At 69.1% G+C, this 21,555-nt stretch carries 18 protein-coding genes; 7 read left to right on the top strand and 11 right to left on the bottom strand.

Annotated features, from left to right (window positions below; all coding sequences use genetic code 11):
* Positions 1 to 46 precede the first annotated feature (46 nt).
* Complete coding sequence (gene lpdA, locus ACT3SQ_RS05545) at positions 47 to 1,450, top strand: dihydrolipoyl dehydrogenase (protein WP_441442990.1); 1,404 nt, start codon at positions 47 to 49, stop codon at positions 1,448 to 1,450.
* A 23-nt stretch (positions 1,451 to 1,473) separates the two neighbouring features.
* A complete protein-coding gene (gene sucB, locus ACT3SQ_RS05540) occupies positions 1,474 to 3,306 on the top strand; it encodes a 2-oxoglutarate dehydrogenase, E2 component, dihydrolipoamide succinyltransferase (RefSeq protein WP_444501875.1) in 1,833 nt (610 codons plus the stop codon).
* Positions 3,307 to 3,430: 124 nt separating this feature from the next.
* On the opposite strand, the gene ACT3SQ_RS05535 is transcribed toward sucB, so the two are convergent.
* The gene (locus tag ACT3SQ_RS05535; RefSeq protein WP_444600916.1) at positions 3,431 to 4,990 is read right to left on the bottom strand and encodes a hypothetical protein; all 1,560 of its coding nucleotides are present in this window, start codon (positions 4,988 to 4,990) and stop codon (positions 3,431 to 3,433) included.
* Positions 4,991 to 5,070: 80 nt separating this feature from the next.
* Here ACT3SQ_RS05535 and lipB point away from each other — a divergent pair, with 80 nt between their 5' ends.
* From lipB to ACT3SQ_RS05520, 3 genes are all read left to right on the top strand, one after another.
* On the top strand, positions 5,071 to 5,769 hold the full coding sequence (gene lipB, locus ACT3SQ_RS05530) for a lipoyl(octanoyl) transferase LipB (protein WP_444600915.1): 699 nt from the start codon (positions 5,071 to 5,073) through the stop codon (positions 5,767 to 5,769).
* 62 nt (positions 5,770 to 5,831) lie between these two features.
* Positions 5,832 to 6,854, top strand: coding sequence for a lipoyl synthase (gene lipA / locus ACT3SQ_RS05525; protein WP_441442986.1), 1,023 nt, complete (start codon positions 5,832 to 5,834; stop codon positions 6,852 to 6,854).
* A 32-nt stretch (positions 6,855 to 6,886) separates the two neighbouring features.
* Positions 6,887 to 7,630, top strand: coding sequence for a DUF4191 domain-containing protein (locus ACT3SQ_RS05520; protein WP_444600914.1), 744 nt, complete (start codon positions 6,887 to 6,889; stop codon positions 7,628 to 7,630).
* A 406-nt stretch (positions 7,631 to 8,036) separates the two neighbouring features.
* On the opposite strand, the gene ACT3SQ_RS05515 is transcribed toward ACT3SQ_RS05520, so the two are convergent.
* The gene (locus ACT3SQ_RS05515; protein WP_441442984.1) at positions 8,037 to 8,471 is read right to left on the bottom strand and encodes an RDD family protein; all 435 of its coding nucleotides are present in this window, start codon (positions 8,469 to 8,471) and stop codon (positions 8,037 to 8,039) included.
* 175 nt (positions 8,472 to 8,646) lie between these two features.
* On the opposite strand from ACT3SQ_RS05515, the gene glnA reads away from it, so the two are divergent.
* Together glnA and ACT3SQ_RS05505 are read left to right on the top strand one after the other, a co-directional pair.
* On the top strand, positions 8,647 to 10,077 hold the full coding sequence (gene glnA / locus ACT3SQ_RS05510; RefSeq protein ID WP_441442983.1) for a type I glutamate--ammonia ligase: 1,431 nt from the start codon (positions 8,647 to 8,649) through the stop codon (positions 10,075 to 10,077).
* Between the two features lie 158 nt (positions 10,078 to 10,235).
* Complete coding sequence (locus tag ACT3SQ_RS05505; protein ID WP_441442982.1) at positions 10,236 to 10,562, top strand: 2Fe-2S iron-sulfur cluster-binding protein; 327 nt, start codon at positions 10,236 to 10,238, stop codon at positions 10,560 to 10,562.
* A gap of 99 nt (positions 10,563 to 10,661) precedes the next feature.
* Here ACT3SQ_RS05505 and ACT3SQ_RS05500 read toward each other — a convergent pair whose 3' ends face one another.
* The 9 genes from ACT3SQ_RS05500 to ACT3SQ_RS05460 form a co-directional block, all read right to left on the bottom strand.
* Positions 10,662 to 11,003 (bottom strand): YciI family protein, encoded by a 342-nt coding sequence (locus ACT3SQ_RS05500; RefSeq protein ID WP_441442981.1) that lies wholly within the window; start codon positions 11,001 to 11,003, stop codon positions 10,662 to 10,664.
* Positions 11,004 to 11,092: 89 nt separating this feature from the next.
* Positions 11,093 to 12,748: an ABC transporter permease gene (locus ACT3SQ_RS05495; protein ID WP_444600913.1), complete on the bottom strand. Its 1,656-nt coding sequence runs from the start codon at positions 12,746 to 12,748 to the stop codon at positions 11,093 to 11,095.
* Complete coding sequence (locus ACT3SQ_RS05490) at positions 12,745 to 13,791, bottom strand: ABC transporter ATP-binding protein (RefSeq protein ID WP_444600912.1); 1,047 nt, start codon at positions 13,789 to 13,791, stop codon at positions 12,745 to 12,747. The genes ACT3SQ_RS05495 and ACT3SQ_RS05490 overlap by 4 nt, the downstream gene beginning before the upstream one ends.
* Positions 13,788 to 14,450 carry a TetR family transcriptional regulator gene (locus ACT3SQ_RS05485; RefSeq protein ID WP_444592119.1) on the bottom strand — a complete coding sequence of 221 codons (663 nt, stop codon included), beginning with the start codon at positions 14,448 to 14,450 and terminating at the stop codon, positions 13,788 to 13,790. The genes ACT3SQ_RS05490 and ACT3SQ_RS05485 overlap by 4 nt, the downstream gene beginning before the upstream one ends.
* A gap of 168 nt (positions 14,451 to 14,618) precedes the next feature.
* Positions 14,619 to 15,536, bottom strand: coding sequence for a PD-(D/E)XK nuclease family protein (locus ACT3SQ_RS05480; RefSeq protein WP_442331685.1), 918 nt, complete (start codon positions 15,534 to 15,536; stop codon positions 14,619 to 14,621).
* 139 nt (positions 15,537 to 15,675) lie between these two features.
* The gene (locus tag ACT3SQ_RS05475) at positions 15,676 to 18,831 is read right to left on the bottom strand and encodes a bifunctional [glutamine synthetase] adenylyltransferase/[glutamine synthetase]-adenylyl-L-tyrosine phosphorylase (RefSeq protein ID WP_444600911.1); all 3,156 of its coding nucleotides are present in this window, start codon (positions 18,829 to 18,831) and stop codon (positions 15,676 to 15,678) included.
* 88 nt (positions 18,832 to 18,919) lie between these two features.
* The gene (locus tag ACT3SQ_RS05470; RefSeq protein ID WP_444600910.1) at positions 18,920 to 20,257 is read right to left on the bottom strand and encodes a glutamine synthetase family protein; all 1,338 of its coding nucleotides are present in this window, start codon (positions 20,255 to 20,257) and stop codon (positions 18,920 to 18,922) included.
* Positions 20,258 to 20,353: 96 nt separating this feature from the next.
* Positions 20,354 to 20,863 carry a hypothetical protein gene (locus ACT3SQ_RS05465; protein ID WP_444600909.1) on the bottom strand — a complete coding sequence of 170 codons (510 nt, stop codon included), beginning with the start codon at positions 20,861 to 20,863 and terminating at the stop codon, positions 20,354 to 20,356.
* A 30-nt stretch (positions 20,864 to 20,893) separates the two neighbouring features.
* A complete protein-coding gene (locus tag ACT3SQ_RS05460) occupies positions 20,894 to 21,454 on the bottom strand; it encodes a hypothetical protein (RefSeq protein WP_444600908.1) in 561 nt (186 codons plus the stop codon).
* Positions 21,455 to 21,555 lie beyond the last annotated feature (101 nt).

Raw genomic sequence — 21,555 nt, 5'->3', positions numbered from 1 at the left:
GGTCCGGGCGGGTCGCGGAGTGACGTATACACCGAGGAGCACACAGGTGGCGGAGACAACCACTGACCAGTTCGACGTCGTGATCCTGGGCGGTGGCAGCGGCGGCTATGCGGCCGCGCTGCGCGGAGCCCAGCTCGGCCAGAAGATCGCGCTCGTGGAGAAGGACAAGCTCGGTGGCACCTGCCTGCACCGCGGCTGTGTCCCGACCAAGGCGCTGCTGCACGTCGGCGAGCTCGCCGACGCCCCGTCCGAGGCCGCTGATGCCGGCGTCGACCTCACTCTGAACGGCATCGATGCCGCGAAGGTGCTCGGCTTCAAGGACAAGATCATCGGCCGGCTCTACAAGGGCCTGCAGGGCCTGGTGAAGTCGCGCAAGGTCGAGTACGTCGAGGGCTTCGGCACGCTCACGGGACCGAACACCGTCTCGGTCGAGACCGAGTCCGGCACCCGCACCCTGACCGGCAAGAACATCATCCTGGCCTCCGGCTCGTACTCGAAGACCCTTCCGGGCATCGACCTCGGCGGCCGCTTCCTCGACTCCGAGGCCGCGTTGCAGCTGCCCGAGATCCCCAAGAACCCCATCATCCTGGGCGGCGGCGTGATCGGGGTCGAGTTCGCCTCGATCTGGAAGTCGCTCGGCGCGGAGTCCGTGACCATCATCGAAGGCCTCCCCCACCTGGTCGCCAACGAGGACGAGGCGCTGTCCAAGGCACTCGAGCGCGCGTACAAGAAGCGCGGGATCAAGTTCTCGCTGGGCATCTTCACCGAGAAGGCCGAGCAGACCGAGTCCGGGGTGAAGGTCACCCTCGCCGACGGCAAGGTCTTCGAGGGCGACTACCTGCTGGTCGCTGTGGGTCGTGGCCCGAACACCTCAGGGCTCGGCTACGAGGAGCAGGGCATCGAGATGGATCGCGGCTTCGTGCTCGCGAACAACGAGACCCTCGAGACCAACGTCCCCGGCGTCTACGCCGTGGGTGACATCGTCCCCGGCCTGCAGCTCGCGCACCGCGGCTTCGCCCAGGGCATCTTCGTGGCCGAGCGGATCGGCGGCCTGAACCCGGCACCGATCGTCGAGTCCGGCATCGAGCGGATCACCTATTGCGAGCCCGAGCTCGGTTCCGTGGGTCTGTCCGAGAAGCAGGCCAAGGAGCAGCTGGGCGAGGACGCCGTCGAGGTCTACGAGTACAACCTCGGTGGCAACGGCAAGTCCCAGATCCTCGGCACCACCGGCTTCATCAAGCTCGTCCGCGAGAAGGACGGGCCCATCATCGGCGTCCACATGATCGGCTCGCGCACCTCCGAGCTCATGGGCGAGGCGCTGCTCATCGTCAACTGGGAGGCCTACCCCGAGGATGTCGCCTCCCTCATCCACGGCCACCCCTCGCAGCACGAGGCCCTGGGCGAAGCTGCGCTCGCCCTCGCCGGCAAGCCGCTGCACGCCCACGCCTGAATCTTCCAGGAGGAGAAAACCCCATGTCTGAAACCGTGAAGATGCCGGCACTCGGCGAGTCTGTCACCGAGGGCACCGTCACCCGCTGGCTCAAGGCCGTGGGCGACACCGTCGAGGTCGACGAGCCGCTGCTGGAGGTCTCGACCGACAAGGTCGACACCGAGATCCCCTCGCCCGTCGCGGGTACCATCGAGAAGATCCTGGTCGAGGAGGACGAGGACGCCGAGGTCGGCGCCGATCTCGTCGTCATCGGCGATGGTTCCGGCTCTGAGGCTGCCGGATCGGCTGTTTCCGGTGCTGAGGCCGCTTCCGAGGAGGCCCCCGCCGAGTCGGAGGACGCTCCCGCCGAGGGCGAGGATCTCGCCTCCGACGAAACCGTCGCCCCGTCCACCGATGAGGAGGCTCCGGCCGGCGAGGACGAGAAGCCTGCCGAGGCTTCCGGCGATGCCGATTCCGGCACCTCCGGCGGCGCCGCCTCCGGTGAGGAGGTGACGATGCCCGCGCTCGGCGAGTCCGTCACCGAGGGCACCGTCACCCGCTGGCTCAAGGAGGTCGGCGACACCGTCGAGATCGACGAGCCGCTGCTCGAGGTCTCCACCGACAAGGTCGACACCGAGATCCCCTCCCCTGTCGCGGGCACCCTGCTGGAGATCAAGGTCCAGGAGGACGAGGACGCAGAGGTCGGCGCCGTGCTGGCAGTGGTCGGCTCCGGTGCTGCGGCCTCTGCTCCCGCAGAGCAGCCCTCCGCCCCGGCGCCCAAGGCTGAGGAGAAGCCTGCTGAGGCTCCCGAGGCCGAGGAGAAGCCTGCCGAGGCACCCAAGGCTGAGAAGGCTGAGGCTCCGAAGGCAGAGCCCGCGAAGGCTGAGGCCCCCAAGGCAGAGGCAGCTGCGGCGGCGCCGAAGGCCTCCGATGCCGTCTCCGGTGCGGAGTCCTCCGGCTATGTCACTCCGCTGGTACGGAAGATGGCGGCCGAGGCCGGCGTCGACCTGTCGAACGTCAAGGGCTCCGGCCTGGGCGGACGCATCCGCAAGCAGGATGTGCAGCAGGCGATCGATGCGCAGAAGGCCGCCGCTTCGGCTCCTGCCGCCGCCGCAGCGCCCGCAGCCGCCCCGGCAGCCCCCAAGGTCGAGGTCTCCTCGAAGCGTGGCACCGAGGAGAAGATGCCGCGCATCCGCAAGGTCATCGGCCAGCGGATGACGGAGTCGCTGCACGGGATGGCCCAGCTGACCACCGCGGTCGAGGTCGATCTGACCCGTATCGCGAAGCTGCGCGCCCGCGCCAAGGAGGACTTCGCCGCCCGTGAGGGTGCGAAGCTCACCTTCCTCCCGTTCCTGATGATGGCAGCGGTGGAGGGTCTGAAGACCTACCCGCAGCTGAACTCCAGCATCGAGGGCGACAAGATCGTCTACCACGGCTCCGAGAACATCGGCATGGCGGCGGACACCGAACGCGGTCTCGTGGTTCCTGTGATCCGCAATGCCGGCGATCTGAACCTGGCGGGCCTGGCTCGTCAGATCGGCGATCTGGGTGGCCGTGCCAAGGGCAACAAGCTGGTTCCGGACGATCTCGCCGGTGCCACGTTCACCATCACCAACACCGGTTCCGGCGGTGCGCTGTGGGACACCCCCATCGTCCCCGCGCCGCAGGTCGGCATCCTGGGCACCGGCACCATCACCAAGCGTCCGGCGGTCGTGCAGAACGCCGAGGGTGACGACACCATCGCCATCCGCTCGATGATGTACCTGTTCCTCTCCTACGACCACCGCATGGTCGACGGCGGCGACGCCGCACGCTTCCTCACCTTCATGAAGAAGCGGCTCGAGGAGGGCGCGTTCGAGGCAGAGCTGGGCCTGTGAGGTCCTGAGCTTCCTCGTCTGGGCGCGTCCCGCGCACTGAGCGATGTTGAAGGGCCCCGATATCAGTTCTCTGGTGTCGGGGCCCTTCGGCGTGCCCGGTGGAGGTGCGGCTGCATGGGGACGATCAGCTCGCTCCGGTATCCCCCGGCGCTGGCTCCGCTAGCTGGTCCGGTTCCACTGGCTCACCCGGCTGCACTGGCTCGTCCGGCTCCACCGCCTCGACCTCCTCGACCGCCTCGACCGCCTCGACGAGCCATCGCTCGCCATTCCAGTGGAGGGTCAGCCGGACTTCGCGCGGGGCAGTCGCGGGAACGTGCGTGAGCTGCCCGGCGCGGTCCTCGAGCTCATGCTCTGCGGTCGAGGTGACCGCGCGCAGCACCACGGTGCCGTCGCCGTCCGGTCCCGCGAGCAGCTCCGCCTCATGGACCACCGGCCCACCGCCTCGGACCTGATGGCCCTGGTATGCGAGGCGGGTCTCCTCGTCAGCCGTGAACGCCTCACTCCCCGGCACAGCCACCGGCTGCGCGGATACTCCGGAGATGTAGGCGTGCCGGGCTCCGGCGACGTCTGCGACCAGGGCCCAGGGATCCTCGATCCGGGGCGCCCCGCTGGGCGGTGCTGGCGTCGCGACGGGAAGCTGTTCATGACCGGGAGCCTGCGCGGGACGCTCACTGGCCCACCACGCACCCATCGCCGCAGTGGATCCCAGCAGCAGAACCACGAGGGCACTCCCGACGGCAACTCGTCGCAGCGGAGGCTGACTCAGCACCTGACGGATCGCTGACAACCCGCGTCTCCCGGTCCCCGTCAGCGGGCCGACCAAGGTCCGAAGGCCAGCGGGGTGCGGCGTGCGGCGTCCGTACACGCCCACCGCTGCAAACTCGCCCCGCTCCCGCCGCCGGAGCCGGCGGGGTCGCGGCAGAGCCGCACCCGCGTGCTCCACCTCCGGACCCTCCACCCCGTCCGGCCCCTCCAGCTCCGCCTCGGCCTCCTGTCCGGACGCCGCTTGTCCGGACGCCGCTTGTGCGGCCGGCTCCATTAGCACTTCGGCAGCAGGGCCGGGACCGAGCAGCGAGCGTTCCTGAAGCGGCCAGGAGGGGGCCACGAGATCGATCCGTCGGCGCAGGGTCCGCTCCTGGTCCCCGAGCACCGAGTCGACCCAGCGGCGGTCAGCCTGCCGGGCGGAGAGCGTCTCATCCCGCCGCAGCCCGGCCAGGTCGAGGGCCACCACACTCCCGTCTGGACGGACACCGAGCCCCTGCCCCGGTCCCGCTCCCAGCACCCATCCCCGCTGATGGACCGCATCGATCAGATCATCGAGATCGTCCCGGGCCCGCGCGAGGGCGAGACGCTCAGCGGTAGGTGGGGCGCAGTCCTCGGCAGCCCGCCGGCCGGAACGACGCCGCAGAGGAGGTGCGGCTTCGCGAAGGTATCCGTCGTCCTCGATCTCGAGCACGTTCGGTGCCGCCGTGATCCCCGCGACCTCGAGCGTCGCCAGCAGCTGGAGCTCATCGCGGATGCTGTGGCGGGCGTCTTCATCCAGCCCCTTGACCTCCACCTGCTGGCCGTGCCCGGCAGATTCTCGCTGCCTCTCCTGCCGCGCCGTTCCGGCGCGAGGCGGGCTCACGCCCGGTCCGAACGTGCCGGGGCCCCGGCGGGAGCTCTCCTCGTCGTTCTCGTCCATGACAGCAGTGAACCGCATCGCAGTGAGCTCTCCGCGATTCATCCACAACGCGCAGGTGGGAGGCGGAGTAGCCTGGGTCGATGCTCGACGTGATCCGTCTCGGTTTCAGCGAACCCGTCCCCGGTGGGGACCGCTATGAGGAGTTCGGCCTGCCCCCGGGCCCGGTCGAGTACCGAGCTGCCTGGGCGCTGCAGCGCGAACTCCACGCCGAGGTGGTCTCGGGCAGCCGTCCCGACACGCTGCTGCTGCTCGAGCATCAGGCGGTCTACACAGCAGGCAAGCTCACCGAGGACCACGAGCGCCCCCGTGATGGTGCTGAGGTCGTGGACATCGACCGCGGCGGGAAGCTCACCTGGCACGGCCCGCAGCAGCTCGTCGGCTACCCGCTGGTGAAGCTTCCGATCCCGATCGATGTGGTGGGCTTCGTCCGTGATCTCGAGCGGACCCTGATCGACGTCTGCGCCGCCGTCGGCGTGGCGACGATGCCGGTGGCCGGTCGCAGCGGCGTCTGGGTCGCGCCGGAGGGCGAGGAGTCGCGCAAGGTGTGTGCGATCGGCATGCGGGTCTCGAAGCGTGCCACGATGCACGGTTTCGCGCTGAACTGCGCGAATGATCTCTCCTGGGCCGCGAATGTAATCCCCTGTGGGATCGATGATGCCGGAGTGACCAGCCTCAGCCGAGAGGCCGGGCACCGGATCGCGGTTGCCGACGTGGTGGACATCGCCGCGACGGCCATGACCGAGCTCGTGGCACACCGCACCTCGCCCCGCGTGGGCTGAGTGCCCTGGGACCTGGCCAGGTCGATAGACTCCAGGGAACGTCGAGATGAGGAGGCATCAGGGTGACATTCGCCCCCGAAGGCCGACGCATGCTGCGCGTCGAGGCTCGCAACGCCGAGGTCCCGATCGAGCGCAAGCCCGAATGGATCAAGACCCGGGCCGTGATGGGCCCGGAGTACACCGCGATGAAGAAGCGCGTGCATGGTCAGGGTCTCCATACGGTCTGCGAGGAAGCCGGCTGTCCGAACATCTTCGAATGCTGGGAGGACCGCGAGGCGACCTTCCTCATCGGCGGTGACACCTGCACGCGGCGCTGCGACTTCTGCAACATCGCCACCGGCAAGCCGATGGCCGTCGATCCGATGGAGCCCTTCAAGGTCGCCCAGTCCGTCAAGGAGATGGGTCTTCGCTACTCGACCATCACGGGTGTGGCCCGCGATGATCTCGAAGATGGGGCGGCCGGTCTGTTCGCCCGCACCTGCGAGCAGATCCATGCGATGAACCCGGGCACCGGTGTCGAGCTGCTGATCGATGACATCAAGGGCAACGGCCAGCACCTGCAGCAGGTCTTCGAGGCCAAGCCCGAGGTGTTCGCGCACAACCTCGAGACCGTCCCGCGCATCTTCAAGCAGATCCGTCCCGCGTTCCGCTACGAGCGCTCCCTCGACGTGATCTCGATGGGGAAGGAGGCCGGGATGATCACCAAGTCCAACCTCATCCTCGGGATGGGTGAGACGGATGAGGAGATCCTCGAGTCGCTGCAGCGTCTTCACGATGCCGGCTGCGACATCATCACCATCACGCAGTACATGCGCCCGTCGAAGCTGCATCACCCGATCGACCGCTGGGTCAAGCCCCAGCAGTTCGTCGAGCTGTCCCAGGCTGCTGAGGAGATGGGCTTCCTCGCGGTGATGGCCGGGCCGATGGTCCGCTCCTCCTACCGCGCCGGCAAGCTCTGGGCGCAGTCGATGCGGAAGCTCGGCCGCGAGATCCCGGAGAACCTCCGCCACCTCGATTCGAACCAGCCCGCCCGTCAGGAAGCTGCGAGCGTCGTCGCCCGCACCCAGCAGGCCGTCGCGAGCTGACGCCCGCCCGGCCCCGAGAGGACCCACCGCACATGGCTCGCAAGTCCGAGACCAAGCCCGAGAAGGGCACGAAGAAGAACGCCGACGGCTCCAAGAAGCAGGGTCGGATCAAGCAGATCATCGAGGTGTACAAGTACACCCAGGAGATCGATCGCACCACCTTGCCGTGGATGATCGGTGCGATCCTCGGTGCGATCGCGCTGGGTGTCCTGGTGAGCTGGCTGGTGCTGAACAGCCCCTGGTACGGCATCTTCATGGGCCTGGCCATCGGTGTGCTGGTCGCGATGATGATCCTGGCCCGCAAGGCGGAGCGTGCCGCCTTCGGCCGCATCAAGGGTCAGCCGGGGGCGGCGCTCGCGGCGATGCAGTCGATCCGTCGCGGCTGGAACATCGACGAGGAGCCGGTCCAGATCGACCCCCGCAGCCAGAAGATGCTCTTCCGCGCCTCGGGCCGGGCGGGTATCGCGGTGGTCGCTGAGGACTCCTCTGCGACCTCCATGAAGCTGCTTGAGAAGGAGCGTCGCAGCATCCGTCGCGTGCTCCAGCACGACAACGTCCCGGTCCATCAGATCGTGGTCGGCGACGGCGATGGCGAGGTCCCGCTGCACAAGCTGCCCAGCCACATGCAGCGGATGAAGAAGCAGCTCACCAAGGATGAGGCCGCCCAGGTCACGAAGCGGCTGAACGCTCTGCGCCGCTCGCTGCGGCAGTCAATCCCTAAGGGCGTCGACCCGATGCGCGCCCGCCCCAATCGCAAGGCGATGCGAGGCCGCTGAGCCCCTCTCCCCTGCTGTGAAGCCCCCGCCTGGAGTTCCAGACGGGGGCTTCGTCGTGCCCAGTCGGGCGAGGCCTCCTGCTGGGCCGCTCCACGTGCGGGCGCGGCCCCACCTGCGCGCACTGACCCTCCTGCGGGCTCGGCTCTCCTGTCGGCGCGGGCCTCCCATCGGCACGGGCCTCCCGTCGGCGCTGCCATCAAGCTGACGCGGCTCTCCTGCTGGCGCCGCCCGCCGGCCACCACGCCGTTACCGTCCCGTTACCTCCGTGATCTTTTCGTGACATTGACTATCGTCGCAGGTCAGCGGCTTGAGGAGGGGCGATGTTCATGAAGGGTCGGAGCGCACAGCGGCCGCGGATCGGGCACCTCGGAGGCCAGCTGTCGCGCCTCAGACGGGGATGGACAGCTCAGACGGTGACGACAGCCGTACCCGCGGCCACGTCGTGCAGCGGCTGCGCGTCCTTGTTCCAGACCACCGTCGGGAGCAGCAGCAGGATCATCCCCGTGCGGATCATGGACCTCAGCAGCATCGGGCTGCGCCCGCGGACGGGCCGCACTCGCAGCTTCAGCACGAACTGTCCCACGGTTGCCCCGAAAAGCGTCAGGAACAGCACGTTCATCGCCACGAAGAGCACCAGGTTCGCCAGCGCATCACCGTCGAACACGAGCGCCGAGGCCAGCATGCACAGCCCCCAATCGATCACCACCGACAGCGGCCGGCGCCAGAACGGCGCCACGGAACCGGGCCCTTCCGCGGGCAGCCCGATGGAGGAGCCCTTGACGTAGCCGGTCTCGTGGGGGGCGCCTTCGAGCCAGGCACCGAGGTCCTTGCGTTCGATCACGAGCACGACCATAGTGCGCCGATCTGGGAGCGCCGGTTCCCGGAGTGCTGCGGGACACAGCATTAGGATTGGGCGCACCCGAGCTCAGGTCCCTTGGGGGCCGACGGAGCTCATCAGGTGACGCCCATCGGGGTCAGACAGCACAACACGCGCCACGGGCGCGAATGGAGGGCATGTGTTCAACAATCCCAGCGAGGTCGTGAAGTACGTCGAAGAAGAGGGTGTCGAGTTCATCGACATCCGGTTCTGCGACCTTCCCGGCGTCATGCAGCACTTCAACATCCCCGCGAGCACCTTCGACGCGGAGGCCATCGCGACCGGCCAGCTCTTCGACGGCTCCTCGATCCGCGGATTCCAGGCGATCCACGAGTCGGACATGAAGCTCGTCCCGGATCTGGAGACCGCCTATCTCGATCCCTTCCGCGAGCGCAAGACCCTCATCATCAACTTCTCGATCGTGGACCCGTTCACGGATGAGCCGTACTCCCGCGACCCCCGCACCGTGGCGTCGAAGGCCGAGGAGTACCTGAAGTCGACCGGCATCGCCGACACTGCGCTGTTCGCCGCGGAGGCCGAGTTCTACATCTTCGACGATGTGCGCTTCAAGACGACGGTGAACTCCGGCTTCTACAGCATCGACTCCGACGAGGCGGTCTGGAACACCGACCGCGACGAGTCCGAGTTCGGCGGCAACCAGGGCTACAAGACGCGCCTGAAGGGCGGCTACTTCCCGGTCCCGCCGAACGATCAGATGGCGGATCTGCGCGATGAGATCTGCGCTGTGCTGGAGGAGACCGGCCTGCAGGTCGAGCGGGCCCATCATGAGGTCGGCACCGCAGGCCAGCAGGAGATCAACTACCGCTTCAACACCCTGCTGCAGGCAGCGGATGACGTCATGAAGTTCAAGTACGTCGTCAAGAGCTGCGTGTGGGATGCCGGCAAGACGGCGACCTTCATGCCCAAGCCCCTGTTCGGCGACAACGGTTCGGGGATGCATACCCACCAGTCGCTGTGGAAGGACGGCGAGCCGCTGTTCTACGACGAGCGCGGCTACGGCGGACTCTCCGACATCGCCCGCTGGTACATCGGCGGGATCATCGAGCACTCCCCCTCGCTGACGGCCTTCACCAACCCCACGGTGAACTCCTTCAAGCGCCTGGTGCCCGGCTTCGAGGCGCCGGTGAACATGGTCTACTCGGCTCGCAACCGTTCCGCCGCGATCCGCATCCCGGTCACCGGTTCCTCGCCCAAGGCCAAGCGCGTCGAGTTCCGTGCGCCGGACCCCTCGGCGAACCCGTACCTGGCCTTCGCCGCGCAGCTGATGGCCGGCATCGACGGCATCCGCAACCGCATCGAGCCGCCGGAGCCGATCGACAAGGATCTGTACGAGCTGCCGCCGGAGGAGCACAAGCAGATCAAGCAGCTGCCCGAGTCCCTCGGAGCAGCACTCGATGCCCTCGAGGCCGACAACGACTACCTCACCGAGGGTGACGTCTTCCCGGCGGACCTCATCTCGACCTGGATCGAGCTCAAGCGCACCACGGAGATCGATCCGTTCCGCTACCGCCCGCACCCCCACGAATTCGAGCTCTACTACGACATCTGAGTTCGACTCGTCTGAGGATGGGCCCCTGCTCCGCGTCGCCGCGGGCCGGGGGCCCTTCTCGTTCACCGCACTCGTTCACAGCCCTCGTTCACCGCGTCGTGGGCCAGCCCTCCTGGACCCGACTGGCCCCAGAGCCTCGGAGGGTGTGGAATAGGGGCATGAGCAGTATCGAGATCACCGTCATCGACCGCGAAGGCGTCGAAAACCCCGGCGTCGAATGGGAGGACGACGAGTCCCTCATGGAATGCCTGGTCCGCAACAGCTTCCCGATCCTCGCGATCTGCGGAGGGAACGCCTCTTGTTCCACCTGCCACTCCTTCCTCGACCAGGTCTCCTTCGAGACCGCAGGCGAGATCGATGAGGACGAGGCCGATGTGCTGGACAGCCTGACCGAGGCGGAGCGCGAACCCACCTCCCGGCTGACCTGTCAGATCGCCTGGGACATGGATCTCGCGGGTGCAGTGGTGCGGATCGGCCCGTTCTGATCCTTGGCTCCCGGTGAACCTCAGCTGGCTCTGAGTCACCGTCGGTGCCGGGCCGCGGGTGCTCCCGCCCCGGTCCGCACCCACCACGGCCACTGAGGTTCAGCTCTCCGGATCGTCCCCGAACACCCGCACCTCCTGGGCGCAGCGGCAGGCGACGGCGAGCTTCTGGGCCCAGTCCAGCGCTTCCTCCCGGTTGGCCAGCTCGAGTACGGCATAGCCGCCCTCGATGTGGCGGGTCTCGGCGTAGGTGCTCTCGAGCACCGTGCCGGTGCCGTCGACCATGACGGGCGGCACGCTCTCGTCGATCCCGCCTCCGAACACCCACACGCCAGCCGCCTTCGCCTCGCGCACCACGGCGTGGGAGGCGTCTGCGGCTGCCTGCAGGTCGGGTCCTCGCACGGTCATCGCACTGCTGGGGAAGGAGATCAGGTACTTCGACATCGGGTCCGCCTCTCGTCGGCCGCGGAGTATTCGTCCCGCGGGGTCACGTGCCTGCGTCCGGGCAGTCTCCTCCCCGCGCGCGAGCGCCGCTAGCCCGCTGCGAGATCCCGTCGCCGCAGGAGCAGCAGCCCCGCCACCACGAGCACAGCTGCCAGTCCGCCCATCACCAGCAGCGGCAGGCTCTCGAACTCCGCCGACGGCAGCAGCGGGACGTGGCTCAGCGGGGAGAGGTCCTTCACCCCGTCGGGCAGTCCCAGCATGTCGCCGAGGAAGGTGACCAGCGCGGTGAAGACGACCAGCAGCCAGGCGAGTCCCGTCGCCCGCAGATGCAACCCGTAGGTGGCGAGTGCGAAGGCACCGTAGAGCGCGATCGCGGGCAGGTACGCAAGAGCGGCGAAGGTCATGTCCCCGATCCAGGAGATGTCATCGGTCGCGGCCCACACGCCGATCCCCACCCCGAAGCCGAGCAGCACCTGCATCAGCGCGACCTCGACCAGCACGACCAGGAACCACATCACGGCCAGGCGCACGCGGGAGGTCCCCGCCACCAGCACCCCGGCCAGACGGCCGGCGACCTCCTCGGTGCGCATCCGCAGCACCCCGGAGACGATGAGGGCGGCGGGCCCGATCGCGAGCATCATCAGCACGAAGGCGGAGAACGAGCCGGTGAGGTCATCCAGCGAGATGGGAGCGAACTCCTGGATCGTCGGCATCTCCTCGACGAGGTCCGTGAGCGAAGAGGCGAGGGAGCCGAAGGCGAGGGAGAACAGGAACAGTCCGATGCCCCAGGCGAGCATCGACCCGCTCACCAGACGCCGGGCGAGACCGCCGGGAGCCAGCAGTGCGGATGACGCGCGGCGCGGCCCGCCCGAGGCAGCTCGCAGCCCGGCGCCCACATCACGGCGGCGGGACAGCGCCCCGGCGAGCACCAGCAGGGCGATCACCGCCGCGAGGGAGACCAGCAGCGGCCACCAGCGCAGATCCACGAAGACGCGGGTCTGCTGAGCCCAGGTCAGCGGCGAGAGCCAGGAGAGCCAGGAGCCCTGCCGGTCGATCACGTCGCCGATGCCGCGCACCATGAACGCGAGGGCCAGCAGCCCGAGCGCCATCCCGGAGGCGGTGCCGGCATGCTCGGTGACCTGCGCGGCGACAGCTGTGATCGCGGCGAAGACCATCCCGGTCAGCGCTGTCGCGAGGCCGAGCGCAACAGACCCCGCGACCTCTCCGCCCATGGCAAGGGTGCCGATGGTGATGGCCGCGCCGAGTGCGAGGTTCGCGGCGGTGACGATGAGGAGCGCGGCCACGGCGGGGGCGAGCCTGCCGGTGGGCAGCGCCCGGATCATCTCCAGGCGCCCGGCCTCCTCCTCTGCGCGGGTGTGGCGCACGGTCAGCAGCACGCTCATGATCGCGGCCGGTATCAGGATGTAGAGGAAGAGCTCATTGGCCACCATCGCCCAGAAGGTGTACTGCTCGGTGGCGAAGAACGGCCCGGTCATCATGACGGCCGACGGGTTGTCCAGCAGCATCGCCCGCGCATCGAGCGCCCCTTGATCGGGGTAGGCCTCCTGCATCGCGTAGATCGAGGCGGGCACGAGGACGAGCAGGGCGAGCGTCCAGACGATGATCGCGCGGCGTGAGATCCGCCCGTAGAGCCGCACCAGGGAGCCCAGACCCGTCAGCGGCGATCCCGCCACCGGTGGGGCCCGATGCGTGTGCAGTGCGGGCGTGCCGGTCACGGCGCTCATGACTCCTCCGTCCCGGTTCCGCGGGGCCCTGCAGTGAGGTCATCTCCGTAGTGGCGAAGGAAGAGGTCCTCGAGCGAGGGCGGGGTGATCGTCAACGCGGTGACGTCCATCCGGGTCAGCGCCGGCAGGACGTCGTGCATAGCGGCGTCGTCGACGTCGAAGCGGAGCCGATCGCCGTCGACCACGAGGTCGTGGACGCCGTCCAGGGCGGTGAGTCGGGCGGGATCCGCGCTCGAGGTGGCCGCGACGGTCGAGCGGGTCAGGTGCCGCAGCTGGGCGAGGGTCCCGGATTCGACGTCCTTGCCGGCGCGGATGATCGTCACCGTGTCGCAGAGCTTCTCGACCTCGGCGAGGATGTGGCTGGACAGCAGCACGGTGCGGCCATCGGCCCGCAGGCGGGCGACCTCGTCGGTGAAGATCGCCTCCATCAGGGGGTCCAGGCCCGAGGTGGGCTCGTCCATGATGTACAGGTCCACGTCCCGAGACAGCGCTGCGACCAGGGAGACCTTCTGCCGGTTGCCCTTGGAGTAGGTGCGGGAGCGTTTGGTGGGATCGAGCTCGAAGCGCTCGATGAGCTCGCTCCGGCGACGCTGGTGGGCGGCGCCCTTCTCGCCGCGGGTGAGCACGTCGATCGCCTCTCCCCCGGTGAGGTTCGGCCAGAGGTTCGTATCTCCCGGCACGTAGGCGAGTCGGTGATGAATCTGCACGGCGTGGGACCACGGATTCATGCCGAGCACCTCGGCGGTGCCCGAGCTGGCCCGCAGCAGTCCGAGCAGGACGCGGATGGCGGTGGACTTCCCGGCGCCGTTGGGTCCGAGGAAACCGGTGACCTGGCCGCGGGGCGCGGTGAGGTCGAAACCGTCCAGGGCTCGGGTGGTGCCGAAGGTCTTGGTGAGACCTCGGACCACGACGGCGGCATCGGTGGTCGGCGGCGCATCGGTGGGGGCCGGAGCATCGGTGGTCGGCGGCGCATCGGTGGTCGCCGGAGCTGAGCCGGTGCGGCCGGCGGCGGGGTCGGGGTCGGGGGCATGGGCAGTGTTCATGAGGTGTTCCCTTCGGTGGTTGTCGGGGTGTGGTCGCCGCTCGCTGCGGCAGTGCGATAGGCATCCAGCAGCGAGCTGTCCTGCAGCAGGGGCGTCGTGAAGAGCTCGAGCATCGGGAGCATCAGCGAGTCGGTGTAGCTGCGCAGCCAGGTGGGGAGGTCGGCGAGATCGAGATGGTCCCGCTGGGCGGGCAGCTGGAGCAGCAGTGCGCCGAGTGCCATCTCCGTGAGCACGCGGGCGCGCGCCACAGGATCGCGGCTGGGGCTGATCAGCCCGGCGTGCACGCCCTGCTCGAAATAGTCGGTGGCGTCGACGACGAAGTCCGCGACCAGCTGCTGTGCCAGGGGTCCGCCGGCCTGGAGCCGGCGCAGCACGTAGCCGACCACCGGGGCGTAGCGTTCGGTCTCGGCGAGCTGGGCGAGCATCACCCCGGAGCCGCCGGTGAAGGCGTCGAGCTTGTTCTCGTGGGTCACCTCGAGCGCCTGTCGGTCGCACGCCTCGAGGAGGCGCTCACGAGAGCCGTAGTGGTGGATGATCAGACCCGCGCTGACCCCGGCGTCCTGGGCGACGGCACGCAGTGGCGCGCTGAGCCCGTCGACGGCGAAGCGCTGCAGAGCGGCGCGAAGGATGCGCTCCTCGGCAGGTGGGGTGGGTTCCATGGGCGCTCCCTCGGCTCGCTTCGAGCCTCGAACAGGGGCTCCATTGAACTGACGTTCAACACCCTATACGCGTGTTCAATGTAGGGCAAGGGAAAATCACAGAACGTCCGTAGCGTGCTCGCCGCGGACTGGTGCGGGGAACGGGCAGGGAGGGCCTCCCGCAGGGCGTCAGCCCAGAGTGTCGAGCCCGCCCTTGCTGCGCAGCAGCGAGAGCAGCAGATCCTTGGGCCCGTCGGCCGGCTCGAGCGCACACTCGTCGGGCTCGAAGGACCAGGCCGCGCGCAGGGAGCGGAACACCTCGAACTCGGCGTCCCCGGTGCGCAGCGGCACCGCCTTGTAGCCACCGGCTTCGGGCAGGTGGATGATGAACGCGCCGGTCAGCTCGGGCATCTCGCGCGTGGTGCCGTCGTCGTCCAGCAGCAGCTCGGCGCGGCACACGGCGACCCCCTGCAGGGCGTAGTCTCCGCGCACCTTCTTCGAGGTCTTGATGTCTGCGCTGAGCACGGTGTTGCCGATCTTCACGATCGCATCGGTGGTGCCGGCGTAGCCCACGGTGTGGTTCACGACGGTCTGCTCGATCTCGAGGAACTCGGGCTGATAGTCCTCGAGGAAGCGGCCATAGCCGTCCAGGCGCACCTCGGCGCGGGAGATGAGGGCCCGGGGATCCTTCTCGTCGGCGAAGCTGCCGTGCGCGGTGCGCATCTGGTCGATGAGCGCTCCGAGGTGGGCGGCATCGGGACGGGCGCCGCTGGTGCTCCAGTCCTCGCAGGCGGTGTGCACGAGGGTGCCGAAGTCTGCGGCGGAGCGGGTGTACTCCGGGGCGGCCGCCGCGATGCGCTTCTGCGTTCCCCAGCGGTCACGGGTCACCCGGGAGATCTCTGCGGAGGCACGCTGCGGGTTCCGGTCCAGCCAGGCATACATGTCCAGCGCCCGCTTGGAGGCCATCGTCGCGTACCAGCCCTGCAGGAAGTCCTTCGCACGCGCTCCCGCGACCGTGGTGATCGAGGGGTACATGAGCGGCCCGTCGGGCTCGAGTCGGTACATGCGGCCGCGCGGGGTGTCAGCGCTGAGAGAGGGCGTGGTCATGAGTCCTCAGGAGGGGAACTGGCGTCGCCAGGGCGACGAGGATGATGGACGACGCCCACCGTACGCCGCGGCGCGCACAGGTGAGCCCAGCCGGTGCGCGGACGCGCCGGGCCGCTCCCCCGGATCACACGCGAGCCGCTCATTCCTCCTCACCGAAGATGAGCCGCTCGGCGATGATCCTGGCCCGACGGGTCAGGCGGAAGTAGCGCTCTTCGAGCTCGGAGGCGGAACCATCCTCGCCATCGATCAACAGCGCCAGGGCGCGCAGGTCGTGACGGTCAGTGGGCAGCACATCCCCCTCGCGGCCCTTCCACAGGAACAGTCCGCGCCGGATCTGCCAGGCCAGGGTCCAGGCATCGGTGAGCTCCTGGGCCTCGCGGGCGGTGAGCAGGCCCGCTTCCGCGGCGGCCGTGAGCTGGTCGAGGGTGCGGGGCGTGCGCAGCCCCTCGACCTCGTGGCCGTGCTCAAGCGCCAGGATCTGGGCGGACCATTCCACGTCCGTCATCCCGCCCCGGCCGAGCTTCACATGGAGAGAAGGATCCGTGTTCCGGGGCAGCCGCTCGGACTCCACCCGCGCCTTCATCCGGGTGATCTCACGGCGGGCCGACTCCGGCAGCCCGCCCTCGGGATAGCGGTAGCGGTCCATCTCCTCGCGCAGCTGCTCGGCGACCGCTTCGGAGGCGACCACGGGCCGCGCCCGCAGCAGGGCCTGCTTCTCCCAGGTCTCCGCGTCGCGGCGGTAGTAGTCGCTCCAGGAGTCGAGGCTGCGGGCGAGCGGACCCACCTTCCCCTCGGGGCGGAGGTCCGCGCTGACCCGCATGTCTGAGCGTGCGGTCGGGGCGTTGAGGATCTTCTGGATCTGGGCGGCGACCGCACCGGCGATCTCGACCGCAGACTTGCCGGCGCCGCGGTCGATCACGACGAACTGGACATCGGCGTCAGAGGAGTAGCCCATCTCGCGGGCTCCGAAGCTGCCCATTGCGATGATCGCCATCTCGATCCCCAGCGCCCGTGCCGGGTCGGAGCGCTTCTCGCGCAGGCGCAGTGCGGTCTCGACATCCACCTCCGGCTCGCTGTCGAGGGTCTCGGCGTCCTCCCCCACCACCTCCCGGTGCCGGGCCACGACGTGCAGGGCGACCAGCATTCCGGCCTCGAGCACCGCCTCGGCGAGGTCGGTCAGGGCCCGAGCGACCACGGCCGGGCTCGCCACGCCGGTGAGGTGGGCGAGGGCGATGCGCAGCAGTTCGCGGTTGCGGGTGCGGCGCAGCACATCACGGGCCACCTCCGCGTCATCGACCCGGGAGATGACGGCGAGGAACTCCCGCCCCAGCAGGTCGCGGGCGAGGGGTCGCAGCTGTTCATCGCGGGCGAGCCAGCGCACCCCTTCGGGGATCCGCTCGAGCTGCTCGCCGACGTAGCGGCCGGAAGCGAGCACCCGGGTGAGGCGTTTGGCGGCGAGGCCGGAGTCGCGCAGCAGGCCCAGGTACCAATGGGCGGAGCCGATCGTGTCCGAGAGCCGGCGGAAGCCCAGCAGGCCGAGGTCCGGGTCGACGCCGTCAGCGAACCATTCGAGCATGGCGGGCAGCAGCTGACGCTGGATCTTGGCGCGGCGGGAGATGCCCTCGGTGAGCGCGGAGATGTGGTCGAGCGCCCGGGAGGGGTCGCGGTAGCCGATCGCCGAGAGGCGGGCGGCGGCGTCCTCCTGGCTCAGTCGGATCTGCCCGTCGCTGAGCTGCGAGGCGGTCAGCAGCAGCGGCCGGTAGAAGATCTCCTCATGCAGCTGCCGCACCCGGCGCCGGGTGCGCTGGTAACGCTGATGGAACTCGTCGGTGGACAGGCCCACGCTGCGCGCGAGCCGGCGCAGATCGGAGGCTGCGGTGGGCAGCACCTGGGTGCGCCGTAGGCGGTGGAGCTGGAGGCGGTGCTCGATGCAGCGCAGGAAGCGGTAGGCCTCGTCCATCTCCGCCACATGATCCCGTGAGATGTATCCGCCCTCGCCGAGCCGGGCGAGGGAGTCGAGGGTGGAGCGGCCCTGGAGCACCTCATCCGCGCGCCCGTGCACCATCTGCAGCAGCTGCACGGTGAACTCCACATCCCGCAGCCCGCCCGGTCCGAGCTTCAGGTTCCGCTCGACCTCCGCACGCGGGATGTGGGCCACCACCCGGCGTCGCATCGCACGGGCATCCTCGACGAAGCCGTCCCGGGTGGAGGCCTGCCACACCCAGGGCTCCACCATCGCCTCGTACTGAAGCCCGAGCTCGCGGTCCCCGGCTGCGGCGCGCGCCTTCAGCAGCGCCTGGAACTCCCAGGACTTCGCCCATTCGGTGTAGTAGCGACGGTAGGAGGGGATCGTGCGCACCAGGGGCCCGTCCTTGCCTTCAGGACGAAGGTTGGCATCGACCTGCCACAGAGACCCCTCCCCGGTGCGCTCGGAGCAGGCCCGGGCCAGCTCGCGGGCCAGCGCCGAACCGATCGCGATAGCGTCCTCCTCGCCCTCACCCTCGCTCTCGCTCTCCGCCTCGCCCTCGTTCTCCCTCTCGTCACCGTCATCAGCGCGCGGCGCGGCGGGGGCGACGACGTGCATCACGTCGACGTCGGAGATGTAGTTGAGCTCGCGCGCACCGGTCTTGCCGAGCGCGATCACCGCCCAGCGCACCTTCTCCTGGCCCTCGATGGTGGCGCGTGCGATCGCAGCGGCGGCCTCGAGCGCCGCGTCGGCGAGGTCGCTGATCGCGACCGAGACCCGAGGCTGGAGCGCTGTTGGATCCACGGCGCCGACGTCCGCTGCAGCGATCTGCGCGAGCCGGCCGTGATAGGCGATGCGCAGGGCGTCGCGCACCTCGCGGCCGCTCTCGCCGGCGACCGGGACCTCAGCCTCGGGGTCCGCGCCGACGGCCTCCAGCAGAGTGCGCCGCACCTCGGCGCCGGTCATCGAGAGCTCATCATCTCCCTCACGCAGCAGAGTCAGATGCTCAGGATGGCGGGCCAGGAAGTCTCCGAGGGCAACAGAGGTGCCCAGCAGCGTGATGAGCCGGTGCCCGGCGGTGCCCGCCGTCCCGATGCCGCCGAGGAACTCCTGCATCAGCGACTGCTCGCCCGCCTCCTGGGCGGCTTCGGCCAGCCGCAGCAGCCCCAGCACCGCGTCATCACCGTCGGCGGTGCGGCCCAGAGCCCGGGCGGCGTCGCCGCCGAGCCCGGCGAGGGCGGGCTCGGCCAGGAAGCGGCGGACCCGATCAGTGCTGCTGAAGCCGAGGCGCGCGAGGGCCCCGGTGGTGGTCGACGGTTCGCTGCTCACGTGCTCTTCTTTCACTGACGCGGCCTACACTCACGCGGCTCTCACTCACGCGACTTCCAATGACGCGGCGTTTTCAGCGCCGGTGTCCTCAGACCCGGCTGAAGGTCGACCGCAGCTCGTAGTCGGTCACCTGCTCGCGGTAGCGCTGCCATTCCTGGCGCTTGTCCCGCAGGAAGAACTCGAAGACCTGCTCGCCGAGCGTGCTGGCCATCAGCTCGGAGCTCTCGAAGACCTCCAGCGCCCGGAAGAGATCGGTGGGCAGGGGGTCGATGCCCATCGCCCGGCGCTCCCGCTCGGAGAGATCCCAGACCGCGTCCTCCGCCCCCTCGGGCAGCTCGTACTCGCCCTCGATGCCCGCCATGCCGGCGGCCAGCAGCACCGAGAAGGCGAGATAGGGGTTGGCCGAGGAGTCCAGCCCCCGGAACTCGACGCGCGAGCTGGTGCCCTTGGTGGGCTTGTGGAAGGGGACCCGCACCAGCGCGGAACGGTTGTTGTGCCCCCAGCACACGTAGCTCGGTGCCTCCTGCGCGCCCCATAGGCGCTTGTAGGAGTTCACCCACTGATTGGTCACCGCGCTGTACTCCGGGGCATGGCGCAGAAGTCCTGCGATGAAGTGCCGGCCAGTCCGCGAGAGCCCGTATTCGGCGCCCGGCTCGTGGAAGGCGTTCTTGCCGCCCTGGAAGAGCGAGAGATGGGTGTGCATGCCGGAGCCGGGCTGGTCGATCATCGGCTTGGGCATGAAGGTGGCGACCTGGCCCATCGACAGCGCGACCTCCTTGACCACGGTGCGGAGGGTGACGATGTTGTCCGCCGTGGTGAGCGCGTCGGCGTAGCGCAGGTCGATCTCGTTCTGCCCGGGCCCGTTCTCGTGGTGGGAGAACTCCACCTGGATGTTCATCGCCTCCAGGTGCTGGATCGCGGTGCGCCGGAAGTCCTGGCCCTGCCCGCGGTGGACGTGATCGAAGTAGCCGGCGTTGTCGATCGGGCGCAGCGGCTCGCCCTGCGCATAAGGCTCATCGAAGAGGTAGAACTCGATCTCGGGGTGGGTGAAGAACTCCAGCCCCTTCTCCTCCGCTCGGCCGAGGGCCTGGCGCAGCACCCGCCGTGGATCCGAGGCGGCCGGTTCACCGTCGGGGGTCAGCACGTCACACATCATGCGGCCGGTCGCGTTGGTCTCGCCTCGCCAGGCCAGCAGCTCGAATGTGCCCGGATCCGGGCGCAGGAGCATGTCCGATTCGTAGCTGCGGGTGAGGCCCTCGATGGTGGAGCCGTCGATGCCGATGCCCTCGGTGAATGCGGTCTCGAGGTCCGAGGGGGAGATCGCGATGGACTTCAGCGTCCCCGCGATATCGCAGAACCACAGCCGGATGAAGCGCACGTCCTGATCGGAGACGGTGCGGATGACGTCATCGTGGAGATGTCCCATGCGACCAGTGTGCCTCAGGCTTCAAGACTCCCGGAGACGGAACGCCCCGGCATCCGAATGCTGGATGCCGGGGCGCCGATCTCACGGGTGGGAGACTCAGATGTAGTCGCTGCCGTCGATGTACCACTGGCCGTCTTCGGCCTTGATGAAGGTCATCCCCGCATCCTGACCCATCATGCTGACCCCGGCGGTGCCGTCTCCATTGTCGACGCCCTCGAACATCGAGCGGTCGAGCGATTCGAGCAGGGAGGGGTCAACGTCTGTCTCCCCGGCCTCGCCCTCGAAGCCGATGGCGCACTGCTCAAGCACGGTGCCCTCCATCGGTTCGTCGGTCATCGGGTTGAGGATCATCGTGCACGCGGCCGTGCCGTCGCTCTGGGCGGCAGCCTGCAGGAACTCGTAATAGCGGTCACCCACTACGGTGAGATCCTGCTCGCTGATGGCCTCGCCAGCGGCGGCGTCATCGCCAGCAGCTGCGTCGTCGCCCTCGTCGGTGCTCGCGTCTCCGTCACCTTCATCGGTGCTCGCGTCGCCGCCGACGCGGATGCCGACTGCGCACAGATTGGCACAGCAGATCCTGCGCTGTCGCTGGGGAGAACTCCCCATCGCGCACCGCCGCGATCCCTCACGGCAGGCTCAGAAGGGGAGGGAGAAATACCATTCCTGGTCGTCACCCTGCACCATCGGGATGTCCACCGGCTCCCCGAGCAGGCTGAGCGAGACGGTCCCGTCACCGTTGTCGGTGGCCTCGACCATGGAGGTGTCGATCACGTCGAACCGGCCCGGCACCAGCAGCTCGGAGTAGGAGGCGAGGGCGGGTTCCACCCCGTCGGCGCATTCCTGGAGCCGCTCTCCCTCGGGGGCAGTACGGGTGGTGGGATCCAGCACCAGGGCGCATGCCGCGTCCCAGTCCTGGTCATCCAGCAGCTGCAGACCCTCGACGAAGCGCTGCGAGGCGGCCTCGAGCTGCTCGTCGCTGAACGGGCTGCCGGCGGCCTGCCCCCCGCCGTCGCTCGCAGCGGGGGTGCTCTCCTCCGCCGGCGCAGGTCCCGGTGCATCCTGCGGCGAGGTGCTGGCCCGCGGCGACTCGGGCGGTTCGTCCTCACCGCCGGTGCAGGCCGCGGCGCCCAGCGCGAGCGCCAGCATCCCGGCGCCCGCGGTGATGCGGCGGCCGATGCCTTGCTTCCTCGTTCTCACGTCGCCTTCTCCTCCTGGCCGACCGATGAGTGGGTCGGCACCAGAGTGGCACACTCCGGGACCTCCTGCGGCAGGAGACCGGCGACCGGGCGGAGGCGCTG

Origin of the sequence: Brachybacterium sp. AOP42-C2-15 (assembly GCF_052377065.1) — a bacterium.
Taxonomy (GTDB): Bacteria; Actinomycetota; Actinomycetes; order Actinomycetales; family Dermabacteraceae; genus Brachybacterium.
Note: the sequence above shows the minus strand (reverse complement) of the source record. Positions and strands in the feature narration are given on the sequence as shown.

Bases quoted from the DNA above. Each gene is read 5' to 3' on its own strand.
- ACT3SQ_RS05505 (WP_441442982.1), top strand. From the start codon at position 10,236: ATGAGCAGTATCGAGATCACCGTCATCGACCGCGAAGGCGTCGAAAAC.
- ACT3SQ_RS05520 (WP_444600914.1), top strand. From the start codon at position 6,887: ATGGCTCGCAAGTCCGAGACCAAGCCCGAGAAGGGCACGAAGAAGAAC.
- ACT3SQ_RS05535 (WP_444600916.1), bottom strand. From the start codon at position 4,990: ATGGACGAGAACGACGAGGAGAGCTCCCGCCGGGGCCCCGGCACGTTC.
- ACT3SQ_RS05485 (WP_444592119.1), bottom strand. From the start codon at position 14,450: ATGGAACCCACCCCACCTGCCGAGGAGCGCATCCTTCGCGCCGCTCTG.
- ACT3SQ_RS05465 (WP_444600909.1), bottom strand. From the start codon at position 20,863: ATGGGGAGTTCTCCCCAGCGACAGCGCAGGATCTGCTGTGCCAATCTG.
- ACT3SQ_RS05470 (WP_444600910.1), bottom strand. From the start codon at position 20,257: ATGGGACATCTCCACGATGACGTCATCCGCACCGTCTCCGATCAGGAC.
- sucB (WP_444501875.1), top strand. From the start codon at position 1,474: ATGTCTGAAACCGTGAAGATGCCGGCACTCGGCGAGTCTGTCACCGAG.
- ACT3SQ_RS05500 (WP_441442981.1), bottom strand. From the start codon at position 11,003: ATGTCGAAGTACCTGATCTCCTTCCCCAGCAGTGCGATGACCGTGCGA.
- ACT3SQ_RS05495 (WP_444600913.1), bottom strand. From the start codon at position 12,748: ATGAGCGCCGTGACCGGCACGCCCGCACTGCACACGCATCGGGCCCCA.
- lipB (WP_444600915.1), top strand. From the start codon at position 5,071: ATGCTCGACGTGATCCGTCTCGGTTTCAGCGAACCCGTCCCCGGTGGG.
- ACT3SQ_RS05490 (WP_444600912.1), bottom strand. From the start codon at position 13,791: ATGAACACTGCCCATGCCCCCGACCCCGACCCCGCCGCCGGCCGCACC.
- ACT3SQ_RS05480 (WP_442331685.1), bottom strand. From the start codon at position 15,536: ATGACCACGCCCTCTCTCAGCGCTGACACCCCGCGCGGCCGCATGTAC.